Here is a 26,452-nt window from a genome sequence, read left to right as displayed (position 1 = left end):
GTCAGGACACCTCGCGGCGCATCGTCCGGAACAGGCCGGCGGCCAGCGGGAGGACCATCCAGACCAGCAGGGACACGACGATCCGCCCCCACTGCTCCCCGCTGAGCGCGTCGCTGCTGAACAGCGGTTCCATGGTCTTGCTGGTGTCCAGCCATTCGGACGGGCCGCGCAGCGGTCGGACCATCTCGCCCAGCACTCCCCAGACGGTGGGCAGCAGGAAGTAGCCGACGATGGCGAGCGGCGGGTTGAGCAGCAGCAGACCGAAGGCGGCGCCCATCAGCACGCCGGTGACCTGGAGGATCACCGCGTTCAGGATCAGTGAGCCGTCGAGCTGCCAGGTGCCCGCGCCGCCGGTGGCGGAGGCGACCAGCGTCCCTACGGCGGCGAGGGCGAGGCTGGCCAGCACCGAACCGAGCGCCGCCACCATGACCGCGACCAGCTTCGCGGTCACCACCCGCTCCCGGCGGGGCACCAGGGCGTACGTGGTGAGGGCGGTCCGCTGCGACCACTCACTGGTGATCGAGAGGATGCCGAGCACCGGCAGTAGCACGCCCACCGGCAGCAGCGAGGGGACGAAGAAGTTGCCGAACGTCTGGTCGGCCTCGTCGGCGTAGATCAACTGAAGGGTGACGACCACGGCGGCGATCAGGCCGATGGTGATCAACAGCCAGCGGCCGGCCCGCGTGTCGACGAGTTTGCGCAGTTCAACGCCGGTGAGGCGGAGCAGCGACGGTCGGCGTACCGGGGTGTGGTGCCGGGGCGCTACGGTGCCGGCAGCGGGCGCGGTGGTGGTGGTCATCGGACGGACTCCTTCGTCGATTCGCCGGCGGTCAGGGTGAGGAAGAGCTGTTCCAGGCCGCCGCCGCTGGCGGGGCGCAGCTCGGCCAACGCGACGCCGGCATCGGCGGCGGCCTGGCCGACCGCCTCGGCGTCGGCCTGCACGAGCAGCCCCTCCGAGCTGTCGGCGGCGCTCAGGTCGGCCACCTCCAGCGCCCGGCGCAGCGCCGCGCCGTCGCGGGCCCGGACCACGGTGCCACCGCCGGCCAGCAGCTCGTTCTTGTCGCCCTGGGCCACGATCCGGCCGCCCCCGATAACCACCAGCCGGTCCGCGACCGCCTCCACCTCGCGCAGCAGGTGGGAGGAGAGCAGCACGGTGCCGCCCCGGTCGGCGAAGTCGCGCAGCAGGCCGCGCATCCAGAAGATCCCCTCCGGGTCCAGGCCGTTGGCCGGCTCGTCGAGGATCAACACCCGGGGGTCGCCGAGCAGCGCGTGCGCCAGCCCGAGCCGTTGGCGCATGCCCAACGAGTACGCCCGTACCCGACGCTTCGCGGCCACCGCGTTCAACCCGACCAGGTCGAGCTTCGCGGCGACCTCGCGCCGGTCCAGACCCATGGTGTACGCGGACAGCGTCAACGCCTCGCGGCCGGTGCGCCCGGCGTGCTGGGCGGAGGCGTCCAGCAGCACCCCGACCTCCCGCCCCGGGTTGGGCAGTTCCCGGTACGGGTGCCCGGAGACGGTGGCGCGGCCTGCGGTCGGCGCGGTCAGCCCGCAGATCATGCGCATGGTGGTCGACTTGCCGGCGCCGTTGGGGCCGAGGAAGCCGGTGACGGTGCCCGGCTCGCACTGGAACGACACGTCGTCCACGGCCGGGTGTGGCCCGTATCGCTTGGTGAGGTTCTCAACGGTGATCATGCGGTTGAGCCTGCCCGCGCCGCCCGGCCATCCGCTGCGGCCACCGGTCGGTGCCCCGTCGACCTTGGTCGATCATCGGATCTCGACTTTGGTAGCTGGTTGTCGGGCGCCGATGCTGCCTAGCATGGGCGCGTGACCAGCATCGCCGTCCCGGAGCACCCCTGGCTCTTGCCGGGGGAGCTGGCCGTGCCGGTCGACCGTGCGCGCACCCATCCGCGCCGCACCACCCGGGACTGGCTCGTGGACACCATCGCGTTCCTGGTCTCCCTGCTCTGGGTGCTGTTCGCCACCGCCGACGCCCTGTCGCCCGACCCGTCGATGGCCACCGCGCTGCCGCACGGCTGGATGACCGGCGCGGACGCCCTGCTCGGGCTGGTCTGCTGCGGGCTGCTCTGGCTGCGTCGACGGTGGCCGCTCGGGCTGTTGGTGGCCACGACACCTCTGTCGCTGTTCTCGATGGCCTCGGCCATCCCACTGCTGATCTTCTACTTCACTGTGGTGGTGCACCGACGGACCGCCGTGGCGATCGCGGTCACCGGCGTCGGCCTCGTCACCAACATGGTCTTCAGTTGGCTGCGCCCGGACCCAGCCATGTCGTACTGGGCCACCGCGTCCTGGGGCGTGGTGCTCAGCTTCGCCGTGCTGGCCTGGGGGATGTTCGTCCGGGCCCGCCGGCAGTTGATCGTGTCGTTGCGGGAGCGGGCCGAGCGGGCCGAGGCGGAGCAGCAGCTGCGCGTCACCCAGGCCCGCCACCTCGAACGCACCCGGATCGCCCGGGAGATGCACGACGTGCTGGCCCACCGGATCTCGCTGCTCAGCCTGCACGCGGGTGCGCTGGAGTTCCGCCCGGACGCGCCGGCCGACGAGGTGGCCCGGGCCGCCGGGGTGATCCGGGGCAGCGCGCACGCCGCCCTCCAGGACCTGCGGGAGGTGATCGGGGTGCTCCGGGCCGAGGACGACGGTGCCGGCGACGCCCCCGAGCCACCGCAGCCCACCCTCGCCGACCTGCCGGCCCTGATCGCCGAGTCGCGGTCGGCCGGGGTGCGGGTGAACGTCAGCGACAGCGTCGCCAGCCCGGGGGAGGTGCCGGCGGCGCTGGGCCGGGCCGCGTACCGGATCGTGCAGGAGGGGCTGACCAACGCCCGCAAACACGCTGCCGGCGCGGCCGTCACCGTGGACGTGGCCGGCGGGCCGGGCGCCGGGCTGACCGTGGCGATCGGCAACCGGTGGCCGGTCGGGGCGCCGGCCGGCGGCACGCTGCCGGGTGCCGGCACCGGCCTGGTCGGCATCAGCGAACGGGTGACCCTGGCCGGCGGGCGGCTCGCCTACGGTCGGGACGACAGCGGTGACTTCCGGCTGGCCGCCTGGCTGCCGTGGCCGGCGTGACCAGCCCTGCCGGCGCAGCCGGACCGCCGGACGCGACCGGGGCGGCCGCTCCACCGGTACGCGTGCTGATCGTGGACGACGACGCGTTGGTCCGGGCCGGGCTCTCGATGATCCTCGGCGGTCTGCCGGACCTGGTCGTGGTCGGCGAGGCGGCCGACGGTGGCGAGGTGCCGGCGGCCGTCGCCGCGTACGCCCCGGACGTGGTGCTGATGGACATCCGGATGCCCCGGGTCGACGGGCTGACCGCCACCGAGGCGCTGCGTGCCCAACCGCACCCGCCGGAGGTGCTGGTGCTGACCACCTTCGACGCCGACGAACAGGTGCTGCGGGCGCTCCGCGCCGGGGCGGCCGGTTTCCTGCTCAAGGACACCCCACCGGCGGAGATCGTGCGTGCCGTACGCCGGGTCGCGGCGGGCGAGGCGACGCTCTCACCGACGGTGACCCGGACGTTGATCGCCCACGTGACCGCCGCCGCCCCCGGCCCGGTCGGCCCGGACCCGCGCCGCGAACGGGCGCTGCGGCTGCTCACCGGGCTCAGCGAGCGCGAGCGGCAGGTGGCTGTCGCGCTGGGGCGGGGCCACACCAACGCGGAGATCGCGGGGGAGTTGTTCATGAGCGTGGCGACGGTGAAGGCGTACGTCTCCCGGCTGCTGACCCGACTGGAGCTGAACAACCGGGTCCAGGTGGCGCTGCTCGTGCACGACGCCGGCCTCGTCTGACGAGGCGTTGCCGGGGCCAATGGCGGACATACCAACGCGGATGAGCTTACACTCATTTTTGGTTGTTCCATCGCTGGTTGTGTCAGGAGTGATCGTGGACGGCTTTGTCGGACGGGACCGTGAACTCGACCTCCTGGGCGGCGTGCTTTCTCGGGTGCAACGGGGTGGCCGTGCTGGTCGGCCTGGGCGGGCCCTTCTCATGCGCGGTCGCCGGCGGGTAGGCAAGTCCCGACTGGTCGAGGAGTTCGTGGAGCGGGCCGAGGTGCCGTACCTCTTCTTCACCGCCTCCGCGCAGCCGACCGTCGCAGCCGAGCTCGCCCTCTTCGTGGAGGAGGCGGCCGCCTCGACACTGCCGGGTGCGCAGATCCTTCGGGAGCAGCAACCACAGACCTGGGACGCCGCGCTGACCCTGCTCGCCGCCGCGCTGCCGTCCGACCGGCCGAGCGTCGTGGTCCTGGACGAGATGCCGTACCTCATCGCGGGCGACCCGGGCTTCGAGGGAACGTTGCAGAAGGTCTTCGATCGCGAGTTGTCCCGGCGACCGGTCCTCCTGATCTGCGTCGGATCGGACCTGGCCATGATGGAAGCCCTCAACGACTACGGCCAGCCGTTCCACCAGCGAGCCACGGAGATGGTCATTCCGCCGCTGAGCCCGGCCGACGTCAGCGACATGCTCGGCCTGTCCGCCGCCGACGCGTTCGACGCCTACCTGGTGTCCGGCGGTCTGCCGCTGATCCTCGACGAGTGGCCGACCGGTGCATCCGTCCACGAGTATCTGACCGACGCGGTACGGGATCCGACCTCTGCCCTGCTGGTCAGCGGCGAGCGGGCACTGGCGGCGGAGTTCCCGCCCCAGTCCCAGGCGGGTCTGGTGCTGCGGGCCATCGGCTCCGGTGAGCGGACCTTCTCGCTGATCTCCCGCGCGGCAGGGAATCTTCCGCAGGCGTCCCTCAACCGCGCCCTGCGCCTGCTGACCCAGAAACGGGCCGTGGAGGTCACCGTTCCGCTGTCGACCAAGCCGTCGCGGGAGACCCGGTACGCGGTGGCCGATCCGTACCTGCGTTTCTGGTTGTCGTTCCTGGGGCCACACCTCTCCGAGATCGAGCGGGGGCGGGGCGACCTGACCCTGGACCGGATCGACCGGTCGTGGACGTCCTGGCGGGGGCGGGCCATCGAACCTGTCGTCCGGGAGGCGCTGCGCCGGCTGCCCGGTGACCATCTACCGGCGGAGGCGGCGACGATCGGCGGCTACTGGACCCGGACCAACGACCCGGAGATCGACATAGTCGGCGCCGACCGTGCTCCCGTCGCTCGGAGCATCAGCTTCGTCGGATCGGTCAAGTGGCAGGAGAACCGACCCTTCGACGCGCATGACCTGGGCCGGCTGCTCCAGCACCGGTCTCAGCTTCCCGGCGCCGACGAATCGGTGCCGGTCGTCGCCGTGTCGCGCAGCGGCACCGCCGTCGACGGCATCCGGGTGTTGTCGGCGGAGGATCTGCTTACCGCGTACCGGAATTGAACTTTCGTCCGGTGTCCGCCGTACCCATGGCCGAGGATGTCGGTGCGGTAGGTCCGCCGTACCGCTGCCGAACTGCGGGAGGCCTGCCGTGCGAGTTGGTGAGCAGTCGACGGATCCCATCGATCAGGTACTGGGTGAGGTGCCGATGCCGGCACCACTTACCCCGGAGGATGTCCGGCTCGCGGTCCGGGCGGTGGTCGTGCACACCGCCGAGGAGTGGCCCACCGGGCCGCTGTGCCGCAACGACGGCGCTTCCTATCCGTGCCGGCTGCACCGCTGGGGGCGTCGGGTGTTGGAGACACACGGGCTCAACGAGCGGCAGATCGAGGCGTTGATCCGGCATGGCAATCCGTTCGTGCACGTGCCGTTCCCGTTCACGGCGACCGGGCCGTCGCGGCAACAGGCCGCTCGGGTCGTCCCCCAGGGGGTACGGCCCACCGCTGCTGGCCGGCCGGTGACTCCCCCCGTCACCGCGCCGCGCTGGCCCCGGGCGAGCTGAGCGCGCTACCCCTCCGCCCACCCGACCCGGGGCGACACGACGTCGGCCCGACGCGAGGATTCCCCCTCCGCGTCGGGCCGACGTCGCTTCGAGCGGTGGGCTCAGTTGCCGACCCCGCAGTCCGGGGCGGACCAGCTCGTCGTGTTCGAGCTGTCGTCGCTGTTGTTCTCCCGACGCGAGTCGACGTGCACGTGGTCGTCGTGGTCGGGGTAGCCCGGCCCGTAGATCCCACTGAAGCCGTTGTTACGGGCACTGCGGGCGACCTGGCACAGCGAGGACGTCCGTGAGGTCACGTCGGCCGCGTTGCCGTACAGGTGTTGGCTGTCGGACGCGCCGCCGACCTGGTTGTTGCAGGCGCGACTGCGGAAACCGCTCGACACGTTGAGCGGCTTGTCACCGAGGCTCTTGCGCAGCGCCTCCAGCTTCCACATGGTGCGCAGCGCGTTCTGCTTGGTCTGGTTCGCCGACAGCGGGCCGCCGCTCCACCCGCTCCCGCCGCACCCGTTGTCCAGCTCGCCGTAGGTGAAGTGCGCGGGCGTGCAGTCGTTGTCCTGGAGTTGGTACAGCTTGGCGAAGGTCTGTGGGCCGGCGATGCCGTCGGCGCGCAGCCCGTACGCCTGCTGGAACCGCTTGACCGCGGCGGCGGTCTTGGGCCCGTAGCGGCCGTCGTTCTCCACGATGTCCCGGTAGCCGGCCCACCCGGCGACCCGGATCTGCAACTGGCGGACGTCGTCACCGGAGCGCCCCTGGGTCAGGGTGCGGTTCCAGGTGTAACAGCCGTCCGCGTGCGCCGCCGGTGCGGCGACCACCGTGGCGATTGCGGCCCCGGGCAGTGCCAGGGCGAATGCGACGGCGACCCGCTTCAAGGTGTTTACGCGCACAGAAGTCCTCCCGATAGGAGAGCGAATGGGGTGGCTCCAGGACATCGACCGAGAAGTCCCGTGATTTCCACCCTCGCACCGATCAGTGCCGTTGGAGGTGATTAACGAGAATCGTGCTCACAATCTGCTGTCCCTGGGTATTGGCTGGGAATTCGGCTGATTTGCGAAACAGCCATTTCCGGCCGATCACCTCTCCTACGGCCAAGGGCACCGAACGTCGCAATCTGCCACACGGTGGGTGATGTTCCCGGGGTGATGGCGGCCGGTACCGTCAGCTCCGGGGTGGCGGACTGGCGGAGGTGCGCATGGCACGCGGTGGCGTCTTCTGTGTCGAGGGTCAGTGGCACCGTGACCTCAACGAGCGGGGCTCGGTGCTGCCCACGCTGGAGCTGCTGGAGCGGCTGGGCAAGATCCGCTTCATCCACAAGGACGCGGCCACCCGCGACGAGTTGTTCTACTTCCTGGACCGTTGGCTGCTCAAGCAGTACGCCGACCACCGGGTCGGCTTCTTCGCCATGCACGGCGAGCCGAGCCGGCTCTGCCTCACCGACTGGCAGTCGGTGGAGTTGAACGAGGTGGCCGAGCTGATGGCCGGCCGCGCGGAGGGACGGCGACTCTATTTCGGTAGTTGCTCGGTGCTGCGCGCCTCGGACGCGGTGCTGCGCGAGTTCCTGGAGGTCACCGGAGCCGCTCTGATCTGCGGTTTCACCCGCGAAGTCGACTGGGTCGAATCGGCGGCCTTCGAAACCGTGCTCCTCGACGTGCTCGCCAACGGCCAACGACACAATGCCGCCGAGCTGCGGATGGGCTCCGCCCACTGGGCGCCGCTCGCCTCGTACCTCGGCTTTCGGGTGATCTACGCCAACGGTCGGGCCTGGCGTCCGTCCGGCCGTCCCCGGGTGCCCACCCAGGCGGTGCACCGCGCCGCGGCCCGACCCCGCTGACCCGCCGACCCCGCTGCGCCCGCACCCTGGTAGGAACGGGGAATGGCACGCAGCATCGCAAGGAACACCCGGGTCGACCGGGACGGCCTGCTCGACTTCCTCCGGCCGCGACACCGCGTCGTGCTGATGACCACCCGGGCGGACGGGCGACCGCAGTCCTCCCCGGTCTCCGCCGGGGTCGACGGGCAGGGGCGGCTGGTCGTCTCCACCTACCCGGAGCGGGCCAAGGTGAGCAACCTCCGCCGCGACCCCCGGGTCTCGGCCTGCGTGCTCAGCGACGACTGGAACGGCCCCTGGGTGCAGATCGACGGCACCGCCGAGGTGCTCGACCTGCCCGAGGCACTGGAACCGCTGGTCGAATACTTCCGCAGCATCTCCGGTGAGCACCCGGACTGGGACGACTACCGGGCGGCGATGGTGCGTCAGGGCAAGTCGCTGATCCGGGTCACTATCGACGCCTGGGGTCCGATCGCCACCGGTGGCTTCCCGGCCCGCCTCGCCGACTGACCGTTCCGTCAGCGCTCAGTCGACCAGGGCGGCGTAGACGAGCTGGCGCAGCTGGGAGCGGAGCGGGTAGGTGCTCGACGGCATCAGCTGCGTGAACAGCAGCGCGGTGATCTCCTCGGCCGGGTCGACCCAGAACGCGGTGCTGGCCACCCCGCCCCAGTAGTACTCGCCGAGGCTGCTCGGCACCCGGCTGGGGATCGGGTCGTCGACCACCGCGAAGCCGAGGCCGAAGCCGATCCCGTCCAGGGTGGTCTCGGCGAAGCCGCCGGTGGACAGGGTGCCCAGGTCCTGACCGCCGGGCAGGTGGTTGCGGGTCATGAACCGCACCGTGCGCGGCCCGAGCAGCCGCACGCCGTCCAGCTCGCCGCCGCGCAGCAGCAACTGCGTGAATCGGTGGTAGTCGGCGGCGCTGGAGATCAGGCCACCGCCGCCGGAGAGCAGCGCCGGCTTGTTGAACGCGAGCGACCCCAGGCTGTCGTAGCGGACGGCCCGGCCGCTGCGCGGTTCCGGTACGTAGAGCGCGGCCAGCCGGTCGGCCTCGTCGCCCTCCACCCACCAGCGGGTGTCGGTCATGCCCAGCGGGCCGAAGATCCGGTCGGCGAAGAACGCGTCGAGGCTCTGCCCGGAGATCACCTCGACGAGTCGGCCCAGCACGTCGGTGGCGACGGAGTAGCCCCACGCCGAGCCGGGCTCAAACAGCAGCGGCAGCTCGCCGAAGGCCGCGCAGGCGCCGGCCAGGTCGACGTCCGCCGGCGGGTACAGGTCGTAGCCGGCAGCCCGGTAGAGCCCGTCGACCACCGAGGTCTGCATGAAGCCGTACGTCAGGCCGGCCGTGTGGGTGAGCAGGTGCCAGACCCGGATCGGCTCGACCGCCGGCACCGTGTACGGCTTGAGCGCCGACCCCTTGGAGTAGACCCGCAGGTCGGCGAACTCGGGCAGCCAGCGGCTGATCTCGTCGGTCAGCTCGAACCGGCCCTCCTCCCACAGCATCATCGCCGCGACCGAGGTGACCGGCTTGGTCATCGAGTAGATCCGCCAGAGGGTGTCGGCCTCTACCGGTGCGCCCGACTCCCGGTCGCGCAGCCCGTACGTCGAGGAGTGCGCCACCTCGCCGCGACGGGTGACCACCACCTGCCAGCCGGCCAGTCGGCCGTCGTCGACGTACCGGCCGAAGTGCTCGTCGATCCGTGCCAGCCGCACACTGTCGAAGCCGATCTGATCCGGGTCCTTGCTCCGAGCCACACTCACGCCGCCGAACCTACTCGCCGGTAGACCGACACCGGAAGGGGGTCGGCGCCGGCCCGCCGGCCGTCGGCTGTCGGCGGCGCCCACTAGCCTGGCCGGATGCCGGAGTTGACCGAGGACGTGACCTTTCGCAACGAGGACTGGTACGGCGAGGAGCTGACCGACCGGCACTTCGTGGGTTGCGAGTTCTTCGGGATGGACCTGACCGAGGCGGTGAGCAGAGGCGCGGTCTTCACCGGGTGCACGTTCGGCAACGTGGCGTTCAACGCCTCCCGGCATGTCGACTCCGCCTTCACCCGTTGCGTCTTTCGGCGGTGCAACTTCTTCGAGGCCGAGTTCACCGGCTGCAAGCTGGTCGGCAGCACCTTCAGCGAGTGCGATCTGCGTCCGTTGACGGTGGACGGCGGTGACTGGTCCTTCGTCGCGTTGCCCGGTGCCGACCTGCGTGGCGTCCGGCTGACCGGGGTGCGCATGCGGGAGGTGGACCTCACCAGGGCCAACCTCACCGGTGCTACGGTCACCGGTGTCGATCTTTCCGGGGCGCAGCTGACAAACGTCCGGCTCGGCGGCGCCGACCTGCGGGGCAGCGATCTCACAGCGCTGGACCCGACGGTCGTCGAGCGGGCCGGCGCCGTGATCGACGTCGAGCAGGCCGTGGTCGTCGCGCAACTGCTCGGCTTCCGGATCGGCTGACCCGAAAGGCGCTGGTGGTCTGCCCAGGTGCCCGTCCGGGGCGGCCGGGTTGTCCGGCGGCGTCCCATTGTGGGCTGGACACGTCCGGCAGTCCGGATCTAGCGTGTCGTCCACGCCCGGGCAAACGTGAAACTGCCCACAGTGGATGGTGTGGTCCTCGGCGGTCCAAAACGGCCGGGCGGCGGAGTTGGAGGGGTCGGTGGCGGACGAAGACCGCACGCGGGCTGGTTCGAGGGCTGGCGACGAGCCGCCGAAGCACCGTCCGCGTGCCATTGCCGCCGGGACGACCCGCAGCGTGTTGCGCCGCGCCCGACAGCGGCGGCGCTGGGCGGTGGAGGGAGCCGCCGTACTCGTCTGCCTGGTGGTGTTGATCTCGTACCTCGCCACCCGGTCCGGTCCGGCGCCGGACGACGACCAGGCCGGTCCGGGCGCTGTCCCCGCCCGTTCCCCCGGGTTTCCGGCCGCCGACGCGCGCACCGGCGAGGCGGGGCCGGCGACGCCCGGCCTGCGTCCGCGCCAGCGCCCACCCTCACCGGACCCGACGCCGTCGGCCAGCGCGCCCGCCCCGCCACCGCCGAAGCCCGGTTCGCCGGCGCTGACGGTGAGCCGGGGCGAGATGCCCGCCATCGTCGACCTCACCGCCGTGGGCGCCCGGGACTGGGTGCACTGGGGGGAGCGCGGCGGCAGGTCGACGAACCGCAAGCGTTCCGGCTCCGGCGAGATCGTCGACCGGGGTGGCCCGGGCCGGCGGGTCGGTTGGGACGGCAACCAGGAGTACGTGCGCTGGGCCGACGGCACGCCGGAGCGGTCGACGAACGGCAGCTCCAACGGCGTCTACGCCTGCGGTGCCGGGAACGGGTTCAGCCTCGCCGTCGCCGGCAGTGGTGAGCCGCGCACGGTCCAGCTCTACGGCGGCATCTGGATGGCGCGGGGGCGACTGGAAGCGCGGCTGTCCACCGGCGGGCCGGCCAGCACCGCCCGACTGGAAGACCCGTACACCAGTCAGAGCGCCCAGTTCACCATCCGTTTCACACTGCCGAAGGGTGCCCGGTTGCTGCTGAACTGGACCGTCGAGAAGGTCTTCACGCCGCACTGCGGCAACGTCGGCCTCCAGGCCGTGGCGGTGCGTTGACTGACTGACTGATCGCTGTGCGTTCGGACAGCGGGACAGTTTGTCCGTCGCGGACCGTCGAATGCGCCGTAACTTTCTGCTGTCCCCATCCGACCATCCAGTGTGGAGGCAGCGGAGATGAGTAGCAGCACCGCCCACCGCGTCCGTCGTGCCGCTTCGTCCGGCACCGGTGAAGCGTCCGGGGAGGTTCTTCGCGACATTCCCCTGCCGCCGTACGTGACGGGCGAGGACACCCAGTTCGCCGTACGGGCGGTGGTGGTGCACGCCCCCCGACGGTGGTCCGGGGGCGTGGTCTGCCGTAACGATGCCAGCCCGCACCCGTGCCGCCTGCACCGCTGGGGCACCCGGGTGCTGGCGCTGCGCGGGCTGCGGGCCGCTGAGATCGCCGCGCTCATCGAACGTGGTGACCCGACGGCGGTGGTCCCCCCACCGGACCGTCCGGCCTGAGCGCTCGCCGGGCCGGGAGGCGCGTTCGCGCCTCCCGGCCGTCGCTCAGCAGGTGATCGGTTTGACCCAGGAGCATTCGACGCCCTCCGGGGTGCGCGGCGTCTCCGGCACCGCCGGCGCGGCCACCCGAGCCGTCGACGCACCACCCTCGCGGAAGCCGGCCAGTGCCACGGCGATCTGGTCCTCCAACGACTTCACCGACGCCGTGAGGTAGTTGTTCAGCAGGATGGAGAACGCCAGCAGCCGACCATCGGCGCTGGTGACGTAGCCGGAGAGCCCGGAGACACCGGTCAGGCTGCCGGTCTTGGCGTGCACGTTGCCCGCGGCCGGCGTGCCGGCCATCCGGCTGCGCAGGGTGCCGCCGACGAACCGCGGGCTGACCGGCGATCGGCAGCGCCGCGTACCAGGTCGCGAACCACGGTTCGGCGCGGACGGCGCTCAGCAGGTCGACGAATTCCGCCGCCGGGATCAGGTTGCGCCGGGACAGTCCTGAGCCGTCACGCTGGCGCAGTCTCCCGGTGTCCATTCCGGTGTCGGCGACGTACTCGCTGATCGCTGTGAGACCGGCCGTCCAGGTGCCTGAACCGGAGAGCACCCGGCCGATCTCCTTGGTCAACACCTCGGCGTGCCCGTTGTTGGACAGCTTCAAGAACGGCGTCATCAGCTCGCCCAGACTCATCGAGTCGTGGCGCGCCACCGGGTCGGCCGTCTCCGGGGTGGGTTGACCGAGCACGGTCCGGCCGAGCACCCGGACGCCGTGTCGGTGCAGCGCCGCCCGGAACACGTCGGCCGCGTAGCCGGTGGGTTCCCAGACGGTGACCCAGTCGCTGGCGGGCTCGTCGCCGACGGCGATCTGACCGGTCACCACGACTGTGTTGTCGCCGTGCTCGCGCTCGATCGAGATCGAGGTGTCGCCGTCGCTGACCGTCTGGGCGCGGTTGTCGACGCGGACGTACCCGGTGGCGGGGGTGGTGGTGACCACCGGCGGTGCGCCGGCCCGGTCGGCCGGTGCGGCGTGCACGATCACGGTGCCCGCGTCGTAGTCGGTGTCCGGGGCGACGGTCAGCGCGGAGACCTGGGCAGCGTAGTAGTAGGGCTCGTCGTCCCAGGTCCAGTCGGGGCCGAGCCGGGTGCGGTCGTAGCGGGTGTCGTCGGCGACCAGGTTTCCGGTGACCACCCGTACGCCGTCGGCGGCGACCTGCGCGGCGAGCGCGTCGTAGTCGGCGGCGAGCATTGTCGGGTCGCCCCCGCCGCGCAGGTAGAGGTTGCCGGAGAGCAGGCCCGCCCGGCGCTTGCCGCTGGCCCGTACGTCGGTGCTGAAGCGGTGGCCCGGGCCGAGCAGCTCAAGGGCGGCCGTCGAGGTCAGCAGCTTGGTGTTGGACGCCGGGACCAGCCGGCGGTCACCGTTGCGGTCGTAGAGCGGCTGTCCCGTGCTGGTGTCGACCACGACCACCGACGCCTGCGCGCCGGCCAAGCGGGCGTCGGCGAGGATCGTGTCGATGGTGGCACGCAGGTGGGTCGTCGCGGGGGTGGGCGATTCGGCCGTGGCACCGGGCGCGGCGGCGGTGGCCGCAGTGGCTACCAGCGCGAGCAGCGCGAGGGCCCGGGGAAAGTGACGGCGATGCATCCGCTGATGCTGTCACGGAGATATTCGCCGGAGAAGGCCCTCAGGCGAAAGAAAATGCCGTCTGGGCTACTTCGGCCCACCGACCGTCTTTTCGTGGCCACCCCAGTAGTGCCGCTGCGCCCCCATGACCAGCGGCGCCACCAGTGCGGCGAGTGCCCCACCGAGCAGCGGGAAGACGATGAACACCCAGAGCTGCCGCAGCGCCACGCCGCCCTCGAAGACCGCCGGACCGAACGCGCGGGCCGGATTGACCGCAGCTCCGGTCAGCGTCACGCCCACCAGTTGGGTCACGGCCAGGGCCAGCCCGATGGCCAGCCCGGCGGTGCCCGGATTCTCGCTCCGACTCGTCACCACCAGCACGACCAGCACGAAGAGGAAGGTCAGCACGACCTCCAGCACGGCCGCGCCGCCCCGGTTGATGTGCGCGCCGTAACCGTTCGTGCCCAGCGCCCCGGTCTGGTCCGCGACGTCACCCCATCGGGTCAGCGCCCAGAGCACGAAGCCCGCTACGGTCGCGCCGACGAACTGCGCGATCCAGTACGCCACCGCCCCGAGCACCGAGATCTTGCCGGAGAGCAGCACACCGAGCGTTACCGCCGGGTTGACGTGGCTGCCGGAGAGTGGGCCGATCGTGTAGACGAGGGCCACCATCACGAACCCGAAGGCCAGCGCCACCACCACCACGCCGCCCTGGACCCGTGCGGCGACTGCACTGCCCACCCCGAAGAACACCAGCAGCAGGGTGCCGAGGAACTCGCCCGCGTACCGACGGAAGTCGCTCATTCACTCAGCGTAGGTGCAGGTCAGGTGGCCGAAGCCGGAATGGCCGGCTGTGATCGGCGCGACGGTCGGGGACGGGCACAGCGGTGACGGCCGGCGCGTTGTAGCCCACGTGGACACCCACTCCGCGGACGTCGTGGTGATCGGCGCCGGGCAGGCCGGCCTGAGCGCCGGCTACCACCTGCACCGCACCGGCTTCGCGCCCGGCAGCGGCTTCGTCATCCTCGACGCCGACAACGGGCCCGGTGGCGCCTGGCAGCACCGCTGGCCGACGCTGGTCTTCGATCGGGTGCACGGCTTCCACGACCTGCCCGGGCTGCCGCTCCCGCCCACCGAGCCGCATCGCCCGGCTTCCGAGCAGGTCGCCGCCTACTTCGCCGCGTACGAGAGGGCCTTCGACCTGCCGGTGCGGCGGCCGGTACGGGTCCGGGGGGTGCACTCCCGCCCGGACGGACGACTGGACGTGCACACCGACCGGGGCACCTGGACCGCCCGCGCCCTGATCAACGCCACCGGCACCTGGACCCGACCGTTCTGGCCGCACTACCCGGGCCGGTCCACGTTTCGGGGACGCCAGTTGCACACCGCCGACTATCGAGGGCCGGCCGAGTTCACCGGCCTGCGCGTGGTGGTGGTCGGCGGCCGCACCTCGGCCGTGCAACTGCTCGGCGAGGTCTCCACCGTCGCGGCGGCCACCACCTGGGTGACCCGCCGGCCGCCGACGTTCAACGACGAGGAGTTCGGCCCGGAACTGGGCCGCGCCGCTGTGGCTCGGGTGGACCAGGCGGTCCGCTCCGGCCGGCCGCCGGGCAGTGTGGTGGGCGTGACCGGGCTTCCGGTCACCCCGGAGGTACGCCGACTGCGCGAGCGCGGCGTCCTCGACCGGCTACCCATGTTCGACCGGATCACGCCCGACGGGGTGGCCTGGACGGACGGGAGGTTCGTGCCGGCGGACGTGATCCTGTGGTGCACCGGCTTCCGGGCGGCCATCGACCATCTCGCCCCGCTGGGGCTGCGCGCGCCCGGGGGCGGTATCACGATGGACGGCACCCGGGTGGTCGCCGATTCGCGAGTTCACCTGGTCGGGTACGGCCCCTCGGCCAGCACGATCGGTGCCAACCGGGCCGGCCGCGCGGCGGTCAACGAGATTCGCGCCTGGCTGGCGCCGGCCGCCGCTCTCCACTGACCTGGCTCTATTTGACGGATGGTCGGCCAGCGGGCACGGTGGGAGTGACGGGGCCGTCAGCTGCCCCGATTCGATGCGACGGTGATGACCGTTCGCCCCTCTGTCGCCTCCCACGTGTGCTCGTACGCGGGCCGACTGTCCGGTCCGCGCGGTTTCCGACCGCGAGCCGACAATTCACGAGGAGTTCCATAAATGCTCACCATGACCGATAACGCCGTGCTCGTCATCCGTGACCTCGCCAACCAACAGGACGTCGCCCAGGACGGCGGCGTGCGTATCGCCGCCGACACCGAGGCCGGCTCGCTCACCGTCGAGCTGGTGCCCGAACCGGTACAGGGCGATCGGGTGGTCGACAACCAGGGCGCCCGGATCTTCCTGGACGAGGACGCCGCCGAACTGCTCGGCGACGCGTCGGTGGACGCCACCGTCGATGACGAGGGCATCATCCAGTTCGGCTTCACCGAGAAGCAGTAGACCCGGCCTCACCGCAGCGATCGTCCCCGCTGCGGTGGCCCCTGCCCGGGGTGCCACCGCGGCGCGCTCTCCCCAGCCGGGTGCAACAGCGTGGTCAGCACGTGGGCCAGGTGGTGCGAGGTGCTCCACGCCGCCCAGTTGGCGGTCGAGCCGGCCCCGGCGCCCCGGCGGGCCCGGCGCAGCAGCTCATGGTCACCCCAGGAGAAGGCTGCCCCGGTGGTCGGCCAGTGCGGTGCCGACACCAGCGTGCGACACAGGTCGGCGAACCGGTCGTCGCCCCGGCCGCCGCGTCGCGCCCACCGGTAGACCCACCAGCTGCCGTCGTCGGTGTAGCGCACGGTCGGCAGCCGGTCGCCAGGGTCACCGGTGCCCGGCCCTGCCGGGTGGACGCCGTAGTCGCCGTAGTCGACCCCGGCGTCGGCCAGTCGTCGCCACAGTTGCCAGTCCCAGCGGTCCAGCCGGACCGGCTCGTCGGTGGGCAACCGGGACAGCGTCGGCGGCATACCGCCCGCCGCCACCGTCACCGACCGCCAGGCGTGTCGGCGTGCCCAGTCCAGCAGGTGGCGTACCCGGGGCTCGGCGGTCCGTACGTCCGCCGGGCAGCAGACGTCCCCCGCGTCAACCAGCAGGTCGCACTCCTCCGGTGCGAGGCCGGTGAACCGCCAGATTGGTTCCACAGCTGTGGTGCTCGCGTCCGGCCCGGCCCGGTCCCGACCGGCCCGCAGCCGGACGAGCGCGCACCGGCCGTACGCCCGCGCCGCCGCGCCGTGCGCGACCAGCCGGTGGTCGCTCTCGGAGAGCCCGATCACCGGCACCACCGGTACGCCCCAACGGGTCAGCTCCGCCTCGGGGATGTCGGGCAGCGCGCTGACGTCGATGGCGGGCAGCAGGCCGGACGGCAACCGGCGAATGGCGTCCATCGTGGACCGACCGATCGCGCCGATCTCCAGGACCGGGGCGACCAGCGCGGCGTACGCGGGATCGAGGTGGCTCAGGGCCTCAAGCTCGCCTCGTCGGTTGGCGAGGATGGGGCGGTAGACCGGTGTCGCCGCCCGGCCCCCGTGGGCGGGCACCATACTTCAATCTAGCCAGGCATACGCACATGCCCCAGGAATGTAAGCCGGAATTCGGCTGCTCGACTGTCGGTTCGGCGACTACCATCCACCGGTGCCCACGCCGATTCGCCGTTACCAGTCCGACGAAGAGGACAGCGCGCGGTGGACCGGTTTCCCGTTCCGCGACGGCGACCTCGTGATCAGCACCCGGTCCAAGAGCGGCACCACCTGGATGCAGATGATCTGTGCGCTCCTGGTGCTTCGTACCCCGGAGCTGCCGGCGCCGCTGACCGTGTTGTCGCCGTGGCTGGACTGGTTGGGCGAGCCGCAGGCCACTGTGTACGCCCGGCTGGCCGCCCAACCACACCGGCGGTTCATCAAGACGCACACCCCGCTGGACGGGGTGCCGCTCGCCCCTCGGGCGCACTACGTGGTGGTGGCCCGGCACCCGCTGGACCTGGCGGTCTCCCTCTACCACCAGAGCGCCAACCTGGACCGGGCGCGCATCGCCGAGCTGACCGGCCAACCCGCCCCGGACGGGCCGCCCCGGGAGCGGCTCCCGGTGCGGGAGTGGTTGCTGAGCTGGGTCGACCGGGAGGTGGACCCCCGCGTCGAGCTGGATTCGCTGCCCGGGGTGCTGATGCACCTCAGTGACGCGTGGGCGCGCCGGCACGAGCCGAACGTCGAGCTGGTGCACTACGACGACCTGCTGGCGGATCTGGGCGGTGAGATGCGCCGGCTGGCCGACAGGTGGAGGCTCCCCAGCCCGGGGCCGGAGTTGGTTGAGGCTGCCACCTTCGCTCGCATGCGGGAGCGCGCCGACCGGCTCGCACCGGACACGCTCGGCGTGCTGCGTGACCGACAGGCGTTCTTTCGCCGGGGAGGCTCAGGCCAGGGACGCGACCTGCTGGACGAGACCGGTCTGGCCCGCTACCAGCAACGGGTCGCGGCGCTGGCCCCATCCGATCTGCTCACCTGGCTGCACCGCTAGGCCCCAGGCCCACAAGAGCGCACGGCGCCGTTTCGACAGTGGTCGGAACGTCGCCGTGCTCTGGCCGTCTCCCACCACCGCAGCCGTTCGGCGGTACGTCGGCGGGGACCTGGCTCGACCGGCCGTTCGCGCCGGTCAGCGTTGTCGATCCCCGGTCCGGGAGGATCCAAACCCGCCAGCAGTGGGGAATTGCACCATTCGCCAGTCCCGGCGTGACGCGCCCCCGGACGGGGTATGAGCGTGGACATGGAGCATTTCACTATCGCGACTGTCGCCGAGAAGAGCCCGGATTTCCGGCGCGTGCTGTGGACCGGTGAGCACACCCAGCTGGTCATCATGACCATCCCCGCCGACGGCGAGATCGGCGAGGAGGTGCACGAGGACATCGACCAGATCCTCACCTTCGTGAGCGGCGTCGGCGAGGCGCGGGTCGCCGGGGCGAAGCGGAAGGTCGTCGCGGGCGACCTGGTAGTGGTGCCGGCGGGCACCAAGCACAACTTCGTCAACACCGGTCCCAACCCGCTGGTGCTCTACACGGTCTACGGGCCGCCGGAGCACGCCGACAAGGCGGTGCACAAGACCAAGGAAGAGGCCGACGCGGCCGAGGCGGCGGGCGAGGACGAGCCACCGACCGAGTGATCCGTCTGATCCGGGCCGATGCGGGTACCCCCGGCGGGTGGAGCAGCAGCCGCAGATCTCCGACTACGGGTTCCTCTCGGACTCTCGTTCGGGTGCCCTGGTCGGCAAGGACGGCTCGATCGACTGGTGGTGCCCGCACCGGTTCGACGGGTCGTCCGTGTTCGCGCGGTTGCTCGACCCGGGAGCCGGCCACTTCCGGCTGGCGCCGGTCGGGGTCGGCGGCCCGGGTCACCGGATGGAGCGCGCGTACCTGCCGGACACGTTGGTGCTGCGGACGGTGCACCACACCCCGCACGGCAGCGTGGCGGTCACCGACGCGCTGGCCGCCGAGGTCGGTGCCCGCGCCCACGAGCTGGGCAAGAACTCACCCGCCGTGCTGATCCGGGTGGTCGAGGGGCTCTCCGGGCGGGTACGGATGGCGTTGGACTTCGCGCCCCGCCCGGAGTACGGCCTGCTCACGCCGTACCTGCACGAGCAGCCGGACGGCGGCGTGCTGGCCGGCGCCGGCCCGGTGGTGCTGATGTTGCGCGCCGCCGGTCTGCACCTGCGGGCGGGCACCGACCGGGTGACCCACGAGTTCGAGGTCTCCGCCGGTCAGGTGATCGGGATGGACCTCGCGTTCGGCGAGGCGTACGGCGACCCGCCGGCCCGGGTGGACCCGCTGACCACCCTCGCCGAGACGACAGAGGCGTGGCAGGCGTTCCGGAAGACGCACGGGTACTCCGGCCGCTACCCCGAACTCGTCAAACACAGCTCGACGGTCCTGACCGGCCTCACGTACGCCCGCAGTGGCGCTGTCGCCGCCGCGTTGACCACCTCGTTGCCGGAGCAGATCGGCGGCGACCGGAACTACGACTACCGCTACTCCTGGTTGCGGGACTTCTCGTTGACCATGCGGGCTCTCTGGGTGGCGGCCTGCCCCGACGAGACGTCCCGCCTGTTCGCCTGGGCGACCCGCTCGATCGGCCGGTTCGGCGATGAGCCCGTGCCGGTGATCTTCGGGCTGGAGGGGGAGCGTGACCTCTCCGAGCACCACTGCGACCACCTGCGCGGCTATCGCGACAGTCGACCCGTGCGGGTGGGCAACGACGCCTGGCGGCAGCGGCAGCTCGACGTGCCGGGTGAGGTGATGTCGGCGGTGTGGCGGCTGCGCGACTATCTGGGCGCGCGGTTCGAGGAGGAGCTGCGGGAGATGGTGCTCGGGCTGACCGAGCAGGTGGCCGCGACGTGGCACCTGCCGGACCGGGGCATCTGGGAGACCCGCGACGAGGAGCGCCACTACGTCTCGTCCAAGGTGTCCTGCTGGTTGACGATGGACAGGGCGGTGGGGCTCGCCGACCGGCTCGGTGATCGGGCCGACCTCCATCGTTGGGCGCGGATACGCGACGAGATCCGCGACACGGTGCTGCGCGAGGGGTGGAACGAACGGATCGGGGCGTTCACCGGCGCGTTCGGATCGGCGGAGCTGGACGCCTCGGTGCTCGCGTTGCCGGTCACGCACTTCCTGCCGGCCACCGACCCGCGGATGCGCTCGACGATCGCGATGGTCGAGCGCGAGCTGGGCACCGAGGACGGCCTGCTGCGGCGCTGGACGACCGACCCGGCCGGATTCCTGCTGTGCTCGTTCTGGCTGGTGGAGTGCCTGGTGATGACGGGTGAGCCGCAGCGCGCCGAGGCGCTCTTCGAGCGGGTCGTCGGGTACGCCAACGACGTGGGGCTGTTCAGCGAGCAGATCGACCTCACCACCGGCGCGCAGCTCGGCAACACCCCGCAGGCGCTCTCGCACATCGGGCTGATCAACGCGGCCTGGCGGATCACCGAGCCGGAGAGCTACTGATCGGTCCGGGTTTCGTCCCGGCCGGAATCCTGCAACAGACCTGCAAACGCCAGGCATTGACGCTCATGGTTGGGCGGTCCTAGCCTCGAAGGAGTGGGAAAGCCCTTTCCCCAGGGCTTTGATCCCACTTCGCTCCGCTTCGGATCCGGGCGTCCGGCGGGGCGCACACCGATCCCGTTCAGCGCAGCACGCCGTGCCGACACGTCTCGGTACGGCCGCCGAGGGATCGCCACCACATGCGTCAAGGAGGACACCTGTGCAGAAAAGACGACTCTCCGGCCGCCGACCACTCCTGCTGGCGGTCGGCGCCGGGGTGACCGCGGCGGCCCTCGCCGCCGGCATGACCTCGGCCTTCGCGGCCACCGTCTTCAGCGACGACTTCACCGACGGCGACACCTCCGGCTGGTCCAAGTCCGGCGGCACCTGGACCGTCGACGGCTCGGGCGTGCTCAACCAGTCCAACGCCGGCAGCGAGCTGGCCCGGCAGTTCGCCGGCCAGACCAGCTGGACCAACTACTCCGTGCAGGCCCGGGTCAGGCCGACGAGCTTCGGCTCGTCCAGTGCCCTGGTCGGGCTCGCCGCCCGCTCCACCAGCAGCACCAAGATGTACCGGCTGGCCCTGCTCGGCTCCGGACGCGCCGAGCTCCAGGCGGTCAACGGCAGCTCCGTCACGGCGATCGGTTCCGCCGCGCTGAGCATCGGCACCGGCACCTGGTACAACCTGCGCATCGAGACCAGCGGCAGCACCATCCGTGGCTTCGTCAACGGCACCCAGATCGCGTCCGGCAGCAACAGCCTGGCCGGCGCGGGCCGGATCGGCCTGGTCACCGCGTACGCCAGTGGCGGCTTCGACGACGTGCTGGTCGACTCGTCCGGCGGAGGCACCCCGACCACGCCGCCGCCGACCACCACGCCGCCGCCACCCACCACGCCGCCGCCGACCACCACACCTCCGCCGGCTGGCTGGCCGACGCCCACCGGCAGCCAGAAGGTGGACGCCACGATCCCGGTCTCCGGCTCCTTCGACGGTGGGCTCAAGCGCTACTACGGCATCGGCGACGGCGGGCAGAGCGAGAGCCAGGACCCGATGTTCGAGCTGGCCGCGGGAGCCACCCTGCGCAACGTGATCATCGGTGCTCCGGCCGGCGACGGCGTGCACTGCGAGGGCAACTGCACCCTGATCAACGTCTGGTGGGAGGACGTCGGCGAGGACGCGGCGACCTTCCGCGGCGGCACGACGTACACCGTCGACGGCGGCGGGGCCCGCTCCGCCAGCGACAAGGTCTTCCAGCACAACGGCTCGGGCACCGTCCACATCAAGAACTTCCGGGTGGAGAACGCCGGCAAGCTCTACCGCGCCTGCGGCAACTGCTCCACGTCGTACCAGCGGCACGTGGTGATCGACAACGTGATCGTCCGGAACACCGACGCGATCGCCGGCATCAACACCAACTGGGGCGACACCGCCCGGTTCAGCCGGATCACCATCGTCGGCGACCCGGACCGGGAGACCTCGATCTGCGTGAAGTACAAGGGTGTGCCGAAGGGCAGCGAGCCGACCGAGATCGGCGAGGGCGCCGACGGCGTCAACTGCCTCTACTCACCCTCGGACATCACCTACCAGTAGAGCGGCACGACGGCGCCCCGCGTACCGCCCGGTCCGCGGGGCGCCGCCACCTCACCCCATCAGGGGTACGCCGGAGACGTCGACAGTGTCCGGATACTTCAGCCCGGCACCGGTGTTGAGCACCACCACCCGTTCGCCGGCCCGGATCCACCCGCCCGCGCGCAGTTGCCGGGCCGCCGTCAGGCAGGCCGCCCCCTCCGGGCAGAGCAGCAGCCCCTCCCGGGCGGCGAAGTCCCGCAGATCGGCCAGGATGTCCGCGTCGTCGACGGCGACCGCCGTGCCGGAGGACTCCCGCAGCGCCGCCAGGATCAGCTCGTCACCCAGCGGGGCCGGCACCGTGATGCCGAACGCCACAGTGTGCGCGTCCGCCCACGGCTGCGCCCGATCCTCGCCGGCGGCGAAGGCCCGCACGATCGGCGCGCAGCCGGTGGACTGCACCGCCACCAGCCGGGGCAGCTTGTCGCCGATCCAGCCCAGCTCGCGCAACTCGTGCAGCGCCTTGTGAATGCCGATCAGGCCGACCCCACCGCCGGTCGGATAGATGATCACGTCCGGCGTCTGCCAGCCGAGCTGCTCGACAATCTCGTACCCCATCGTCTTCTTGCCCTCCAGCCGGTAGGGCTCGCGCAGCGTGCCGGCGTCGAAGATCGCCCCGTTCGACTCCGCGATCAGCTCGGCCACCAGCCGACCGGCGTCGCCGATCAGCCCGTCGACAAGGCGCAGGTCGGCACCGGCGGCCACGCACTCGCGCCGGCAGATGCTCGGCGCCTCCAGCGGCATGACGATGGTCGCGCCGATTCCGGCCCGCGCGGCGTAGGTGGCCCAGGCCGACCCGGCGTTGCCGTTGGTGGGCATCGCGATCCGCTCGACGCCCAGCTCGCGGGCCCGGCTCACCCCGACCGCCGCGCCCCGGGCCTTGAACGAGCCGGTCGGGACCAGCCCCTCGTCCTTGACCATCAGGTCCGCGATGCCGATCTCGGTGCCGTACGCCGGAGCCCGCAACAGCGGCGTCCAGCCCTCACCCAGCGTGGTGACGTGCCGAGGGTCGGCGACCGGCAGCACCTCCCGGTAACGCCAGAGGTCGGCCGGGCGCAGCGGAAAGCGTTCCGGGGTGACCGCCTTCGCCACGGCCGGCAGGTCGTAGCGGGCCAGCAGTGGCGACCCGCACCCGCAGAGATTCTGTAACCGGTCGGCGGCGTATTCCTTGCCGCAGCGCGGGCAGTCCAGGTGAGTCAGGTACACGTCGCTCCTCGCCGTCACACCGCGTCGATGCTCAGCCAGTGCCGGCTGCGCCGCCCCGGCTGGTAGACCGAGTCCAGTCGCTTGGCGACCACGCCCGGCAGGCCCTGTTCCCGCCCGGCACGCAGGGCCTCGTCGCCCGCGCCCGGGAACCACGGCGGAGTCTGCCAGTGCGTACCGGACAAGACCAGCCCATCGAGCAGCTCCCGGCGTTGCGCGTACGGCACGTCTACGCTGCTCACGCCCTCCAACCAGAGCAGGTCGACGATCAGGTACTGGGCGCCGGCGGGGACCCGGCTGCCGGTGGCCGGCCGGACCGGGCGGACCCGCCCGGCGCCGTCGATGCGGACCAGCACACCGTCGAGCACCGCCTCGGTGGGCGCGAGCGCCTCGGCCATCGCGCGTAGCCACTGATACCCGCCGGTGATCTCCTCGTCGGTCTCGGAGAGCAGCCGCAGCCGCCCACCGGAGACGTACGCCATCGCCCGGACGCCGTCCCAGCGCAGCTCGTACCCCCAGGCGGCGCGGTCGCGGGGGAGCCCGGCGGCGGGCGTGGTGTGCATCGGTCGGACCACGTCCGGCATCGGCGTCCAGCCCGGCGGCGCGGGGTCGGTGCGGCGGACCATCCAGTCCCGTCCTCCGGTGGCGAAGAGGACGTAACGGCCGGCGGTCCGCTCTCCGGAGAGCGTCACGATCACCTCGTCGTCGCGCCACTTCTCGCAGCGGTAGGTGCCCCGGTCGTGAATCAGCATCCGGCCGCCGCCGTACTCACCGGCGGGGATCTCACCGGCGAAGTCGAGGTACTCCATCGGGTGGTCCTCGGTGTGCACGGCGAGGTGGTTGCGACCCGGATCGCGGGGCAGGCCGCGTGGCACCGCCCAGGACGCGAGCACCCCCTCGTGCTCCAGGCGCAGGTCCCAGTGCAGGCTGCGGGCGTGGTGCTGCTGGATGACGAAGCGTTCGGCGTCGGCGTCAGCGCCGGACGGCGACGGGCTCTCCGACGGCACCGGCTCGGGTGTGCGGGCCGCGTCCCGCCGTCGCCGGTACTCGTCCAGCCGGTCGGTCACACCCGCATTCTCCGGCAAACCGGACCGGTGCGCTGGACGCCGGAGTGTCCGGTTCGCTCGGCGGCCGGGGGCGCGGCGGGGTAGAACGGACCTCATGGACCTCACCGACCAGCCCACCGCACTGCTCCCCGGTGACGTGCGGATGCCCCTGCTCGGCTTCGGCACCTGGCAGGCCACCGGCCAGGCCGGTTACGACGCCGTGCTGGCCGCGCTCGACACCGGCTACCGGCACCTCGACACCGCCACCGTGTACGGCAACGAGCGGGAGGTCGGCCGGGCGGTACGGGAGAGCGGGCTGCGTCGGGAGGACCTCTTCATCACCACCAAGCTCCCGCCGGACCGGGTGGGCCGGGAGCGCGCGACGCTGGAGGCCAGCCTGGAGGCGCTCGGCGTCGAGCACGTGGACCTCTGGCTGATCCACTGGCCGCCGTCGTCGCCGGGGGACAGCATCCCACTCTGGCGCGAGCTGCTCGCCGCTCGCGACGAGAACCTGGCCCGAGCGGTCGGGGTGAGCAACTACAGCACCGCGGAGATCGACGAGCTGATCCAGTCCACCGAGGAGAACCCGGCGGTCAACCAGATCCGGTGGAGCCCGTCGCTGTACGACCGGCAGCGGCACGCCGAGCACCGGGACCGGGGCGTGGTGCTGGAGGGGTACAGCCCGTTCAAGACCAGCGACCTCAGTGACCCGGTGCTGACCAGGATCGCCGGCGCGCACGGGGTGTCCCCGGCGCAGGTGGTGCTGCGGTGGCACATCGACCACGAGATCGTGGTGATCCCGAAGTCGGTGACCCCGGAGCGGATCACCGCCAACTTCGACGTCTTCCACTTCTCGCTCACGGCGGAGGAGATGCGCGACATCGACGCGCTCGGCGAGGTCTGAATCGGCGAATTCCTTCAGCGCGTGACCCGGCAATGAAGGGTATCGACATCGACGTACGTGACGGTATAGCGTCCCGTCATCACGTTCGTCGATCCGTTCGTACCCGCCGTCGCTGGAGGATCGCCATGGCCCGAACCCCGTCCATCCGTCTGCCCCGCCGAGGGGTGCTCGGCATCCCCGCCCTGGTGGTCGCCGCGCTGACCGTCGTCACCCGACCCGCCTCCGCGAGCGCCGCGCCGAAGGCCGAGTGCCTCGCCGACCTGCTTCAGGACGCCTGATGGCCACCATTCCCTGGCTGGTGGACGTGCTGCGCGCCGCCGGGGTCCAGGTCGTGGTCGAGGGGGACTGGCTCAACCGGATGCGGCCCGGCTCGTTCGACCCGATCGGGGTGCTCTGGCACCACACCGCCTCGACCTCCAGCGCCAGCAACCCGCACCCGGCGCTCGGCATCTGCATCAACGGCCGGTCCGACCTGCCGGGCCCGCTGTGCCAGGCGCTCGTCGACTACAACGGCGTCTTCCACGTCATCTCCGCCGGCCGGTGCAACCACGCCGGGGTCAGCGGCGGCAGCGGGCCGATCCCGGCCGGGGACGGCAACACCCTGATGATCGGATGGGAGATCGACTACAACGGCGTCAACCAGGAGATGACGGCCGCGCAGTACAACGCGTCGCTCGCCGCCACCGCCGCCGTGCTCACCCGGCTCGGCCGGGACAGCAGCTACGCCCGGGGCCACCGGGAGACCAGCACCACCGGCAAGATCGACCCGTCCTTCATCGACCTGAACGTCATGCGCGCCGACGTGGCGGCGAGAATGGCCGGTGGCGGCACGGCCTGGTCTTCCACTGTGGACAACACCACCACCGGTCGGTTCGCCGCCAGCGCCAACTGGGGCGTGTCGTCGTACTCCAGTCAGCGCTACGGCGCCGACTACCGCTACGCGGATCCGGTCGCCGCCAGCGACGTCGCGTGGTACAGGTTCAACGTCCCGGCCACCGCCAGCTACCGCGTCGAGGCATGGTGGCCGGCGAACTCCGGCTACAACAGCGCCGCCCCGTACATCGTCGCCACCAGCGCCGGCAACCAGACCGTCCGGGTCGACCAACGGGCCACCGGCGGGCAGTGGCGGGTCCTCGGCACGTTCACACTTTCGGCCGGTGACGCCAACCGGGTGGGCGTGAGCCGGTGGAGCAACACCGCCGGCCTGGTCATCGCCGACGCCGTACGCCTCACCCGGGTCTGACCCCGGCCTCGTGAGCGGTGGGGGGGGGGGCCCGAGGGGGGCCCCCCCCCCCCCGATTAACTGGCGGGGGCGGGTTGGCCCGAGTGGGGGGAAGGGGGGCGGCCGCCAGACAATACCCGACACCGCCCCCCGGTAGCCAA

Annotated in this window: 27 protein-coding genes and 1 pseudogene; 18 read left to right on the top strand and 10 right to left on the bottom strand. The window is 71.7% G+C overall.

Annotated elements, in window-relative coordinates:
* Position 1: 1 nt before the first annotated feature.
* A complete protein-coding gene (locus ABZ794_RS07425; protein ID WP_210787383.1) occupies positions 2-799 on the bottom strand; it encodes an ABC transporter permease in 798 nt (265 codons plus the stop codon).
* Complete coding sequence (locus ABZ794_RS07420) at positions 796-1,692, bottom strand: ATP-binding cassette domain-containing protein (protein WP_210787384.1); 897 nt, start codon at positions 1,690-1,692, stop codon at positions 796-798. The genes ABZ794_RS07425 and ABZ794_RS07420 overlap by 4 nt, the downstream gene beginning before the upstream one ends.
* A gap of 132 nt (positions 1,693-1,824) precedes the next feature.
* On the opposite strand from ABZ794_RS07420, the gene ABZ794_RS07415 reads away from it, so the two are divergent.
* From ABZ794_RS07415 to ABZ794_RS07400, 4 genes are all read left to right on the top strand, one after another.
* A complete protein-coding gene (locus ABZ794_RS07415; RefSeq protein WP_210787385.1) occupies positions 1,825-3,078 on the top strand; it encodes a histidine kinase in 1,254 nt (417 codons plus the stop codon).
* Positions 3,057-3,797 carry a response regulator transcription factor gene (locus tag ABZ794_RS07410; RefSeq protein ID WP_210787387.1) on the top strand — a complete coding sequence of 247 codons (741 nt, stop codon included), beginning with the start codon at positions 3,057-3,059 and terminating at the stop codon, positions 3,795-3,797. The genes ABZ794_RS07415 and ABZ794_RS07410 overlap by 22 nt, the downstream gene beginning before the upstream one ends.
* 199 nt (positions 3,798-3,996) lie before the next feature.
* The gene (locus ABZ794_RS07405; RefSeq protein WP_357514688.1) at positions 3,997-5,316 is read left to right on the top strand and encodes a DUF234 domain-containing protein; all 1,320 of its coding nucleotides are present in this window, start codon (positions 3,997-3,999) and stop codon (positions 5,314-5,316) included.
* A gap of 145 nt (positions 5,317-5,461) precedes the next feature.
* The gene (locus ABZ794_RS07400) at positions 5,462-5,815 is read left to right on the top strand and encodes a hypothetical protein (RefSeq protein WP_225855057.1); all 354 of its coding nucleotides are present in this window, start codon (positions 5,462-5,464) and stop codon (positions 5,813-5,815) included.
* A gap of 101 nt (positions 5,816-5,916) precedes the next feature.
* Here the strand turns inward: ABZ794_RS07400 and ABZ794_RS07395 are convergent, their stop codons facing one another.
* Positions 5,917-6,696: a D-Ala-D-Ala carboxypeptidase family metallohydrolase gene (locus tag ABZ794_RS07395; RefSeq protein WP_238691159.1), complete on the bottom strand. Its 780-nt coding sequence runs from the start codon at positions 6,694-6,696 to the stop codon at positions 5,917-5,919.
* Between the two features lie 305 nt (positions 6,697-7,001).
* Between ABZ794_RS07395 and ABZ794_RS07390 the strand changes: the two genes are divergently transcribed.
* Positions 7,002-7,640 carry a DUF6642 family protein gene (locus tag ABZ794_RS07390; protein ID WP_091393643.1) on the top strand — a complete coding sequence of 213 codons (639 nt, stop codon included), beginning with the start codon at positions 7,002-7,004 and terminating at the stop codon, positions 7,638-7,640.
* Between the two features lie 42 nt (positions 7,641-7,682).
* Positions 7,683-8,147, top strand: coding sequence for a PPOX class F420-dependent oxidoreductase (locus tag ABZ794_RS07385; protein WP_112582263.1), 465 nt, complete (start codon positions 7,683-7,685; stop codon positions 8,145-8,147).
* A 15-nt stretch (positions 8,148-8,162) separates the two neighbouring features.
* Here ABZ794_RS07385 and ABZ794_RS07380 read toward each other — a convergent pair whose 3' ends face one another.
* Positions 8,163-9,395 (bottom strand): serine hydrolase domain-containing protein, encoded by a 1,233-nt coding sequence (locus tag ABZ794_RS07380; RefSeq protein WP_357514685.1) that lies wholly within the window; start codon positions 9,393-9,395, stop codon positions 8,163-8,165.
* A gap of 96 nt (positions 9,396-9,491) precedes the next feature.
* On the opposite strand from ABZ794_RS07380, the gene ABZ794_RS07375 reads away from it, so the two are divergent.
* The 3 genes from ABZ794_RS07375 (at position 9,492) to ABZ794_RS07365 (ending at position 11,664) form a co-directional block, all read left to right on the top strand.
* A complete protein-coding gene (locus tag ABZ794_RS07375; RefSeq protein WP_210787535.1) occupies positions 9,492-10,085 on the top strand; it encodes a pentapeptide repeat-containing protein in 594 nt (197 codons plus the stop codon).
* A 199-nt stretch (positions 10,086-10,284) separates the two neighbouring features.
* Entirely contained in the window at positions 10,285-11,217 is a 933-nt protein-coding gene (locus ABZ794_RS07370; RefSeq protein WP_357514683.1) for a hypothetical protein, read from the top strand.
* Between the two features lie 117 nt (positions 11,218-11,334).
* Positions 11,335-11,664 carry a hypothetical protein gene (locus ABZ794_RS07365; protein WP_030331319.1) on the top strand — a complete coding sequence of 110 codons (330 nt, stop codon included), beginning with the start codon at positions 11,335-11,337 and terminating at the stop codon, positions 11,662-11,664.
* Positions 11,665-11,709: 45 nt separating this feature from the next.
* Here the strand turns inward: ABZ794_RS07365 and ABZ794_RS07360 are convergent, their stop codons facing one another.
* From ABZ794_RS07360 to ABZ794_RS07350, 3 genes and pseudogenes are all read right to left on the bottom strand, one after another.
* Complete coding sequence (locus tag ABZ794_RS07360) at positions 11,710-12,006, bottom strand: D-alanyl-D-alanine carboxypeptidase (protein ID WP_357514950.1); 297 nt, start codon at positions 12,004-12,006, stop codon at positions 11,710-11,712.
* 91 nt (positions 12,007-12,097) lie between these two features.
* Positions 12,098-13,291 (bottom strand): annotated as a pseudogene (gene dacB / locus ABZ794_RS07355) (D-alanyl-D-alanine carboxypeptidase/D-alanyl-D-alanine-endopeptidase); the annotation flags it as partial.
* A gap of 66 nt (positions 13,292-13,357) precedes the next feature.
* The gene (locus ABZ794_RS07350) at positions 13,358-14,074 is read right to left on the bottom strand and encodes an aquaporin (protein ID WP_091393624.1); all 717 of its coding nucleotides are present in this window, start codon (positions 14,072-14,074) and stop codon (positions 13,358-13,360) included.
* 109 nt (positions 14,075-14,183) lie between these two features.
* Here ABZ794_RS07350 and ABZ794_RS07345 point away from each other — a divergent pair, with 109 nt between their 5' ends.
* Together ABZ794_RS07345 and ABZ794_RS07340 are read left to right on the top strand one after the other, a co-directional pair.
* A complete protein-coding gene (locus ABZ794_RS07345) occupies positions 14,184-15,257 on the top strand; it encodes an NAD(P)-binding domain-containing protein (RefSeq protein ID WP_357514681.1) in 1,074 nt (357 codons plus the stop codon).
* A gap of 192 nt (positions 15,258-15,449) precedes the next feature.
* Positions 15,450-15,731 (top strand): adhesin, encoded by a 282-nt coding sequence (locus tag ABZ794_RS07340; protein ID WP_091393621.1) that lies wholly within the window; start codon positions 15,450-15,452, stop codon positions 15,729-15,731.
* An 8-nt stretch (positions 15,732-15,739) separates the two neighbouring features.
* On the opposite strand, the gene ABZ794_RS07335 is transcribed toward ABZ794_RS07340, so the two are convergent.
* Positions 15,740-16,807, bottom strand: coding sequence for a beta family protein (locus tag ABZ794_RS07335; RefSeq protein ID WP_357514679.1), 1,068 nt, complete (start codon positions 16,805-16,807; stop codon positions 15,740-15,742).
* Between the two features lie 91 nt (positions 16,808-16,898).
* Here ABZ794_RS07335 and ABZ794_RS07330 point away from each other — a divergent pair, with 91 nt between their 5' ends.
* From ABZ794_RS07330 to ABZ794_RS07315, 4 genes are all read left to right on the top strand, one after another.
* A complete protein-coding gene (locus tag ABZ794_RS07330; protein WP_357514677.1) occupies positions 16,899-17,777 on the top strand; it encodes a sulfotransferase domain-containing protein in 879 nt (292 codons plus the stop codon).
* Positions 17,778-18,023: 246 nt separating this feature from the next.
* Positions 18,024-18,416 (top strand): cupin domain-containing protein, encoded by a 393-nt coding sequence (locus tag ABZ794_RS07325; protein WP_091397116.1) that lies wholly within the window; start codon positions 18,024-18,026, stop codon positions 18,414-18,416.
* Between the two features lie 37 nt (positions 18,417-18,453).
* A complete protein-coding gene (locus tag ABZ794_RS07320) occupies positions 18,454-20,253 on the top strand; it encodes a glycoside hydrolase family 15 protein (protein WP_357514675.1) in 1,800 nt (599 codons plus the stop codon).
* A gap of 256 nt (positions 20,254-20,509) precedes the next feature.
* On the top strand, positions 20,510-21,880 hold the full coding sequence (locus ABZ794_RS07315) for a pectate lyase (RefSeq protein ID WP_357514673.1): 1,371 nt from the start codon (positions 20,510-20,512) through the stop codon (positions 21,878-21,880).
* Between the two features lie 51 nt (positions 21,881-21,931).
* Here ABZ794_RS07315 and ABZ794_RS07310 read toward each other — a convergent pair whose 3' ends face one another.
* Both ABZ794_RS07310 and ABZ794_RS07305 read right to left on the bottom strand, forming a co-directional pair.
* Entirely contained in the window at positions 21,932-23,122 is a 1,191-nt protein-coding gene (locus ABZ794_RS07310) for a threonine synthase (protein WP_357514671.1), read from the bottom strand.
* 14 nt (positions 23,123-23,136) lie between these two features.
* Positions 23,137-24,186 (bottom strand): DNA polymerase ligase N-terminal domain-containing protein, encoded by a 1,050-nt coding sequence (locus ABZ794_RS07305; RefSeq protein ID WP_357514670.1) that lies wholly within the window; start codon positions 24,184-24,186, stop codon positions 23,137-23,139.
* Positions 24,187-24,280: 94 nt separating this feature from the next.
* On the opposite strand from ABZ794_RS07305, the gene ABZ794_RS07300 reads away from it, so the two are divergent.
* The 3 genes from ABZ794_RS07300 to ABZ794_RS07290 all read left to right on the top strand — a co-directional run bounded on the left by ABZ794_RS07300 (position 24,281) and on the right by ABZ794_RS07290 (position 26,312).
* The gene (locus ABZ794_RS07300; protein WP_203120964.1) at positions 24,281-25,069 is read left to right on the top strand and encodes an aldo/keto reductase; all 789 of its coding nucleotides are present in this window, start codon (positions 24,281-24,283) and stop codon (positions 25,067-25,069) included.
* 125 nt (positions 25,070-25,194) lie between these two features.
* Positions 25,195-25,347: a hypothetical protein gene (locus ABZ794_RS07295; RefSeq protein ID WP_238691172.1), complete on the top strand. Its 153-nt coding sequence runs from the start codon at positions 25,195-25,197 to the stop codon at positions 25,345-25,347.
* Complete coding sequence (locus ABZ794_RS07290) at positions 25,347-26,312, top strand: N-acetylmuramoyl-L-alanine amidase (protein WP_357514667.1); 966 nt, start codon at positions 25,347-25,349, stop codon at positions 26,310-26,312. The genes ABZ794_RS07295 and ABZ794_RS07290 overlap by 1 nt, the downstream gene beginning before the upstream one ends.
* The last annotated feature ends 140 nt before the right edge of the window (positions 26,313-26,452 follow it).

This window comes from Micromonospora sp. NPDC047187 (genome assembly GCF_040643355.1).
Taxonomy (GTDB): domain Bacteria; phylum Actinomycetota; class Actinomycetes; order Mycobacteriales; family Micromonosporaceae; genus Micromonospora; species Micromonospora salmantinae.
This window is presented reverse-complemented; position numbering and strand designations above follow the sequence as displayed.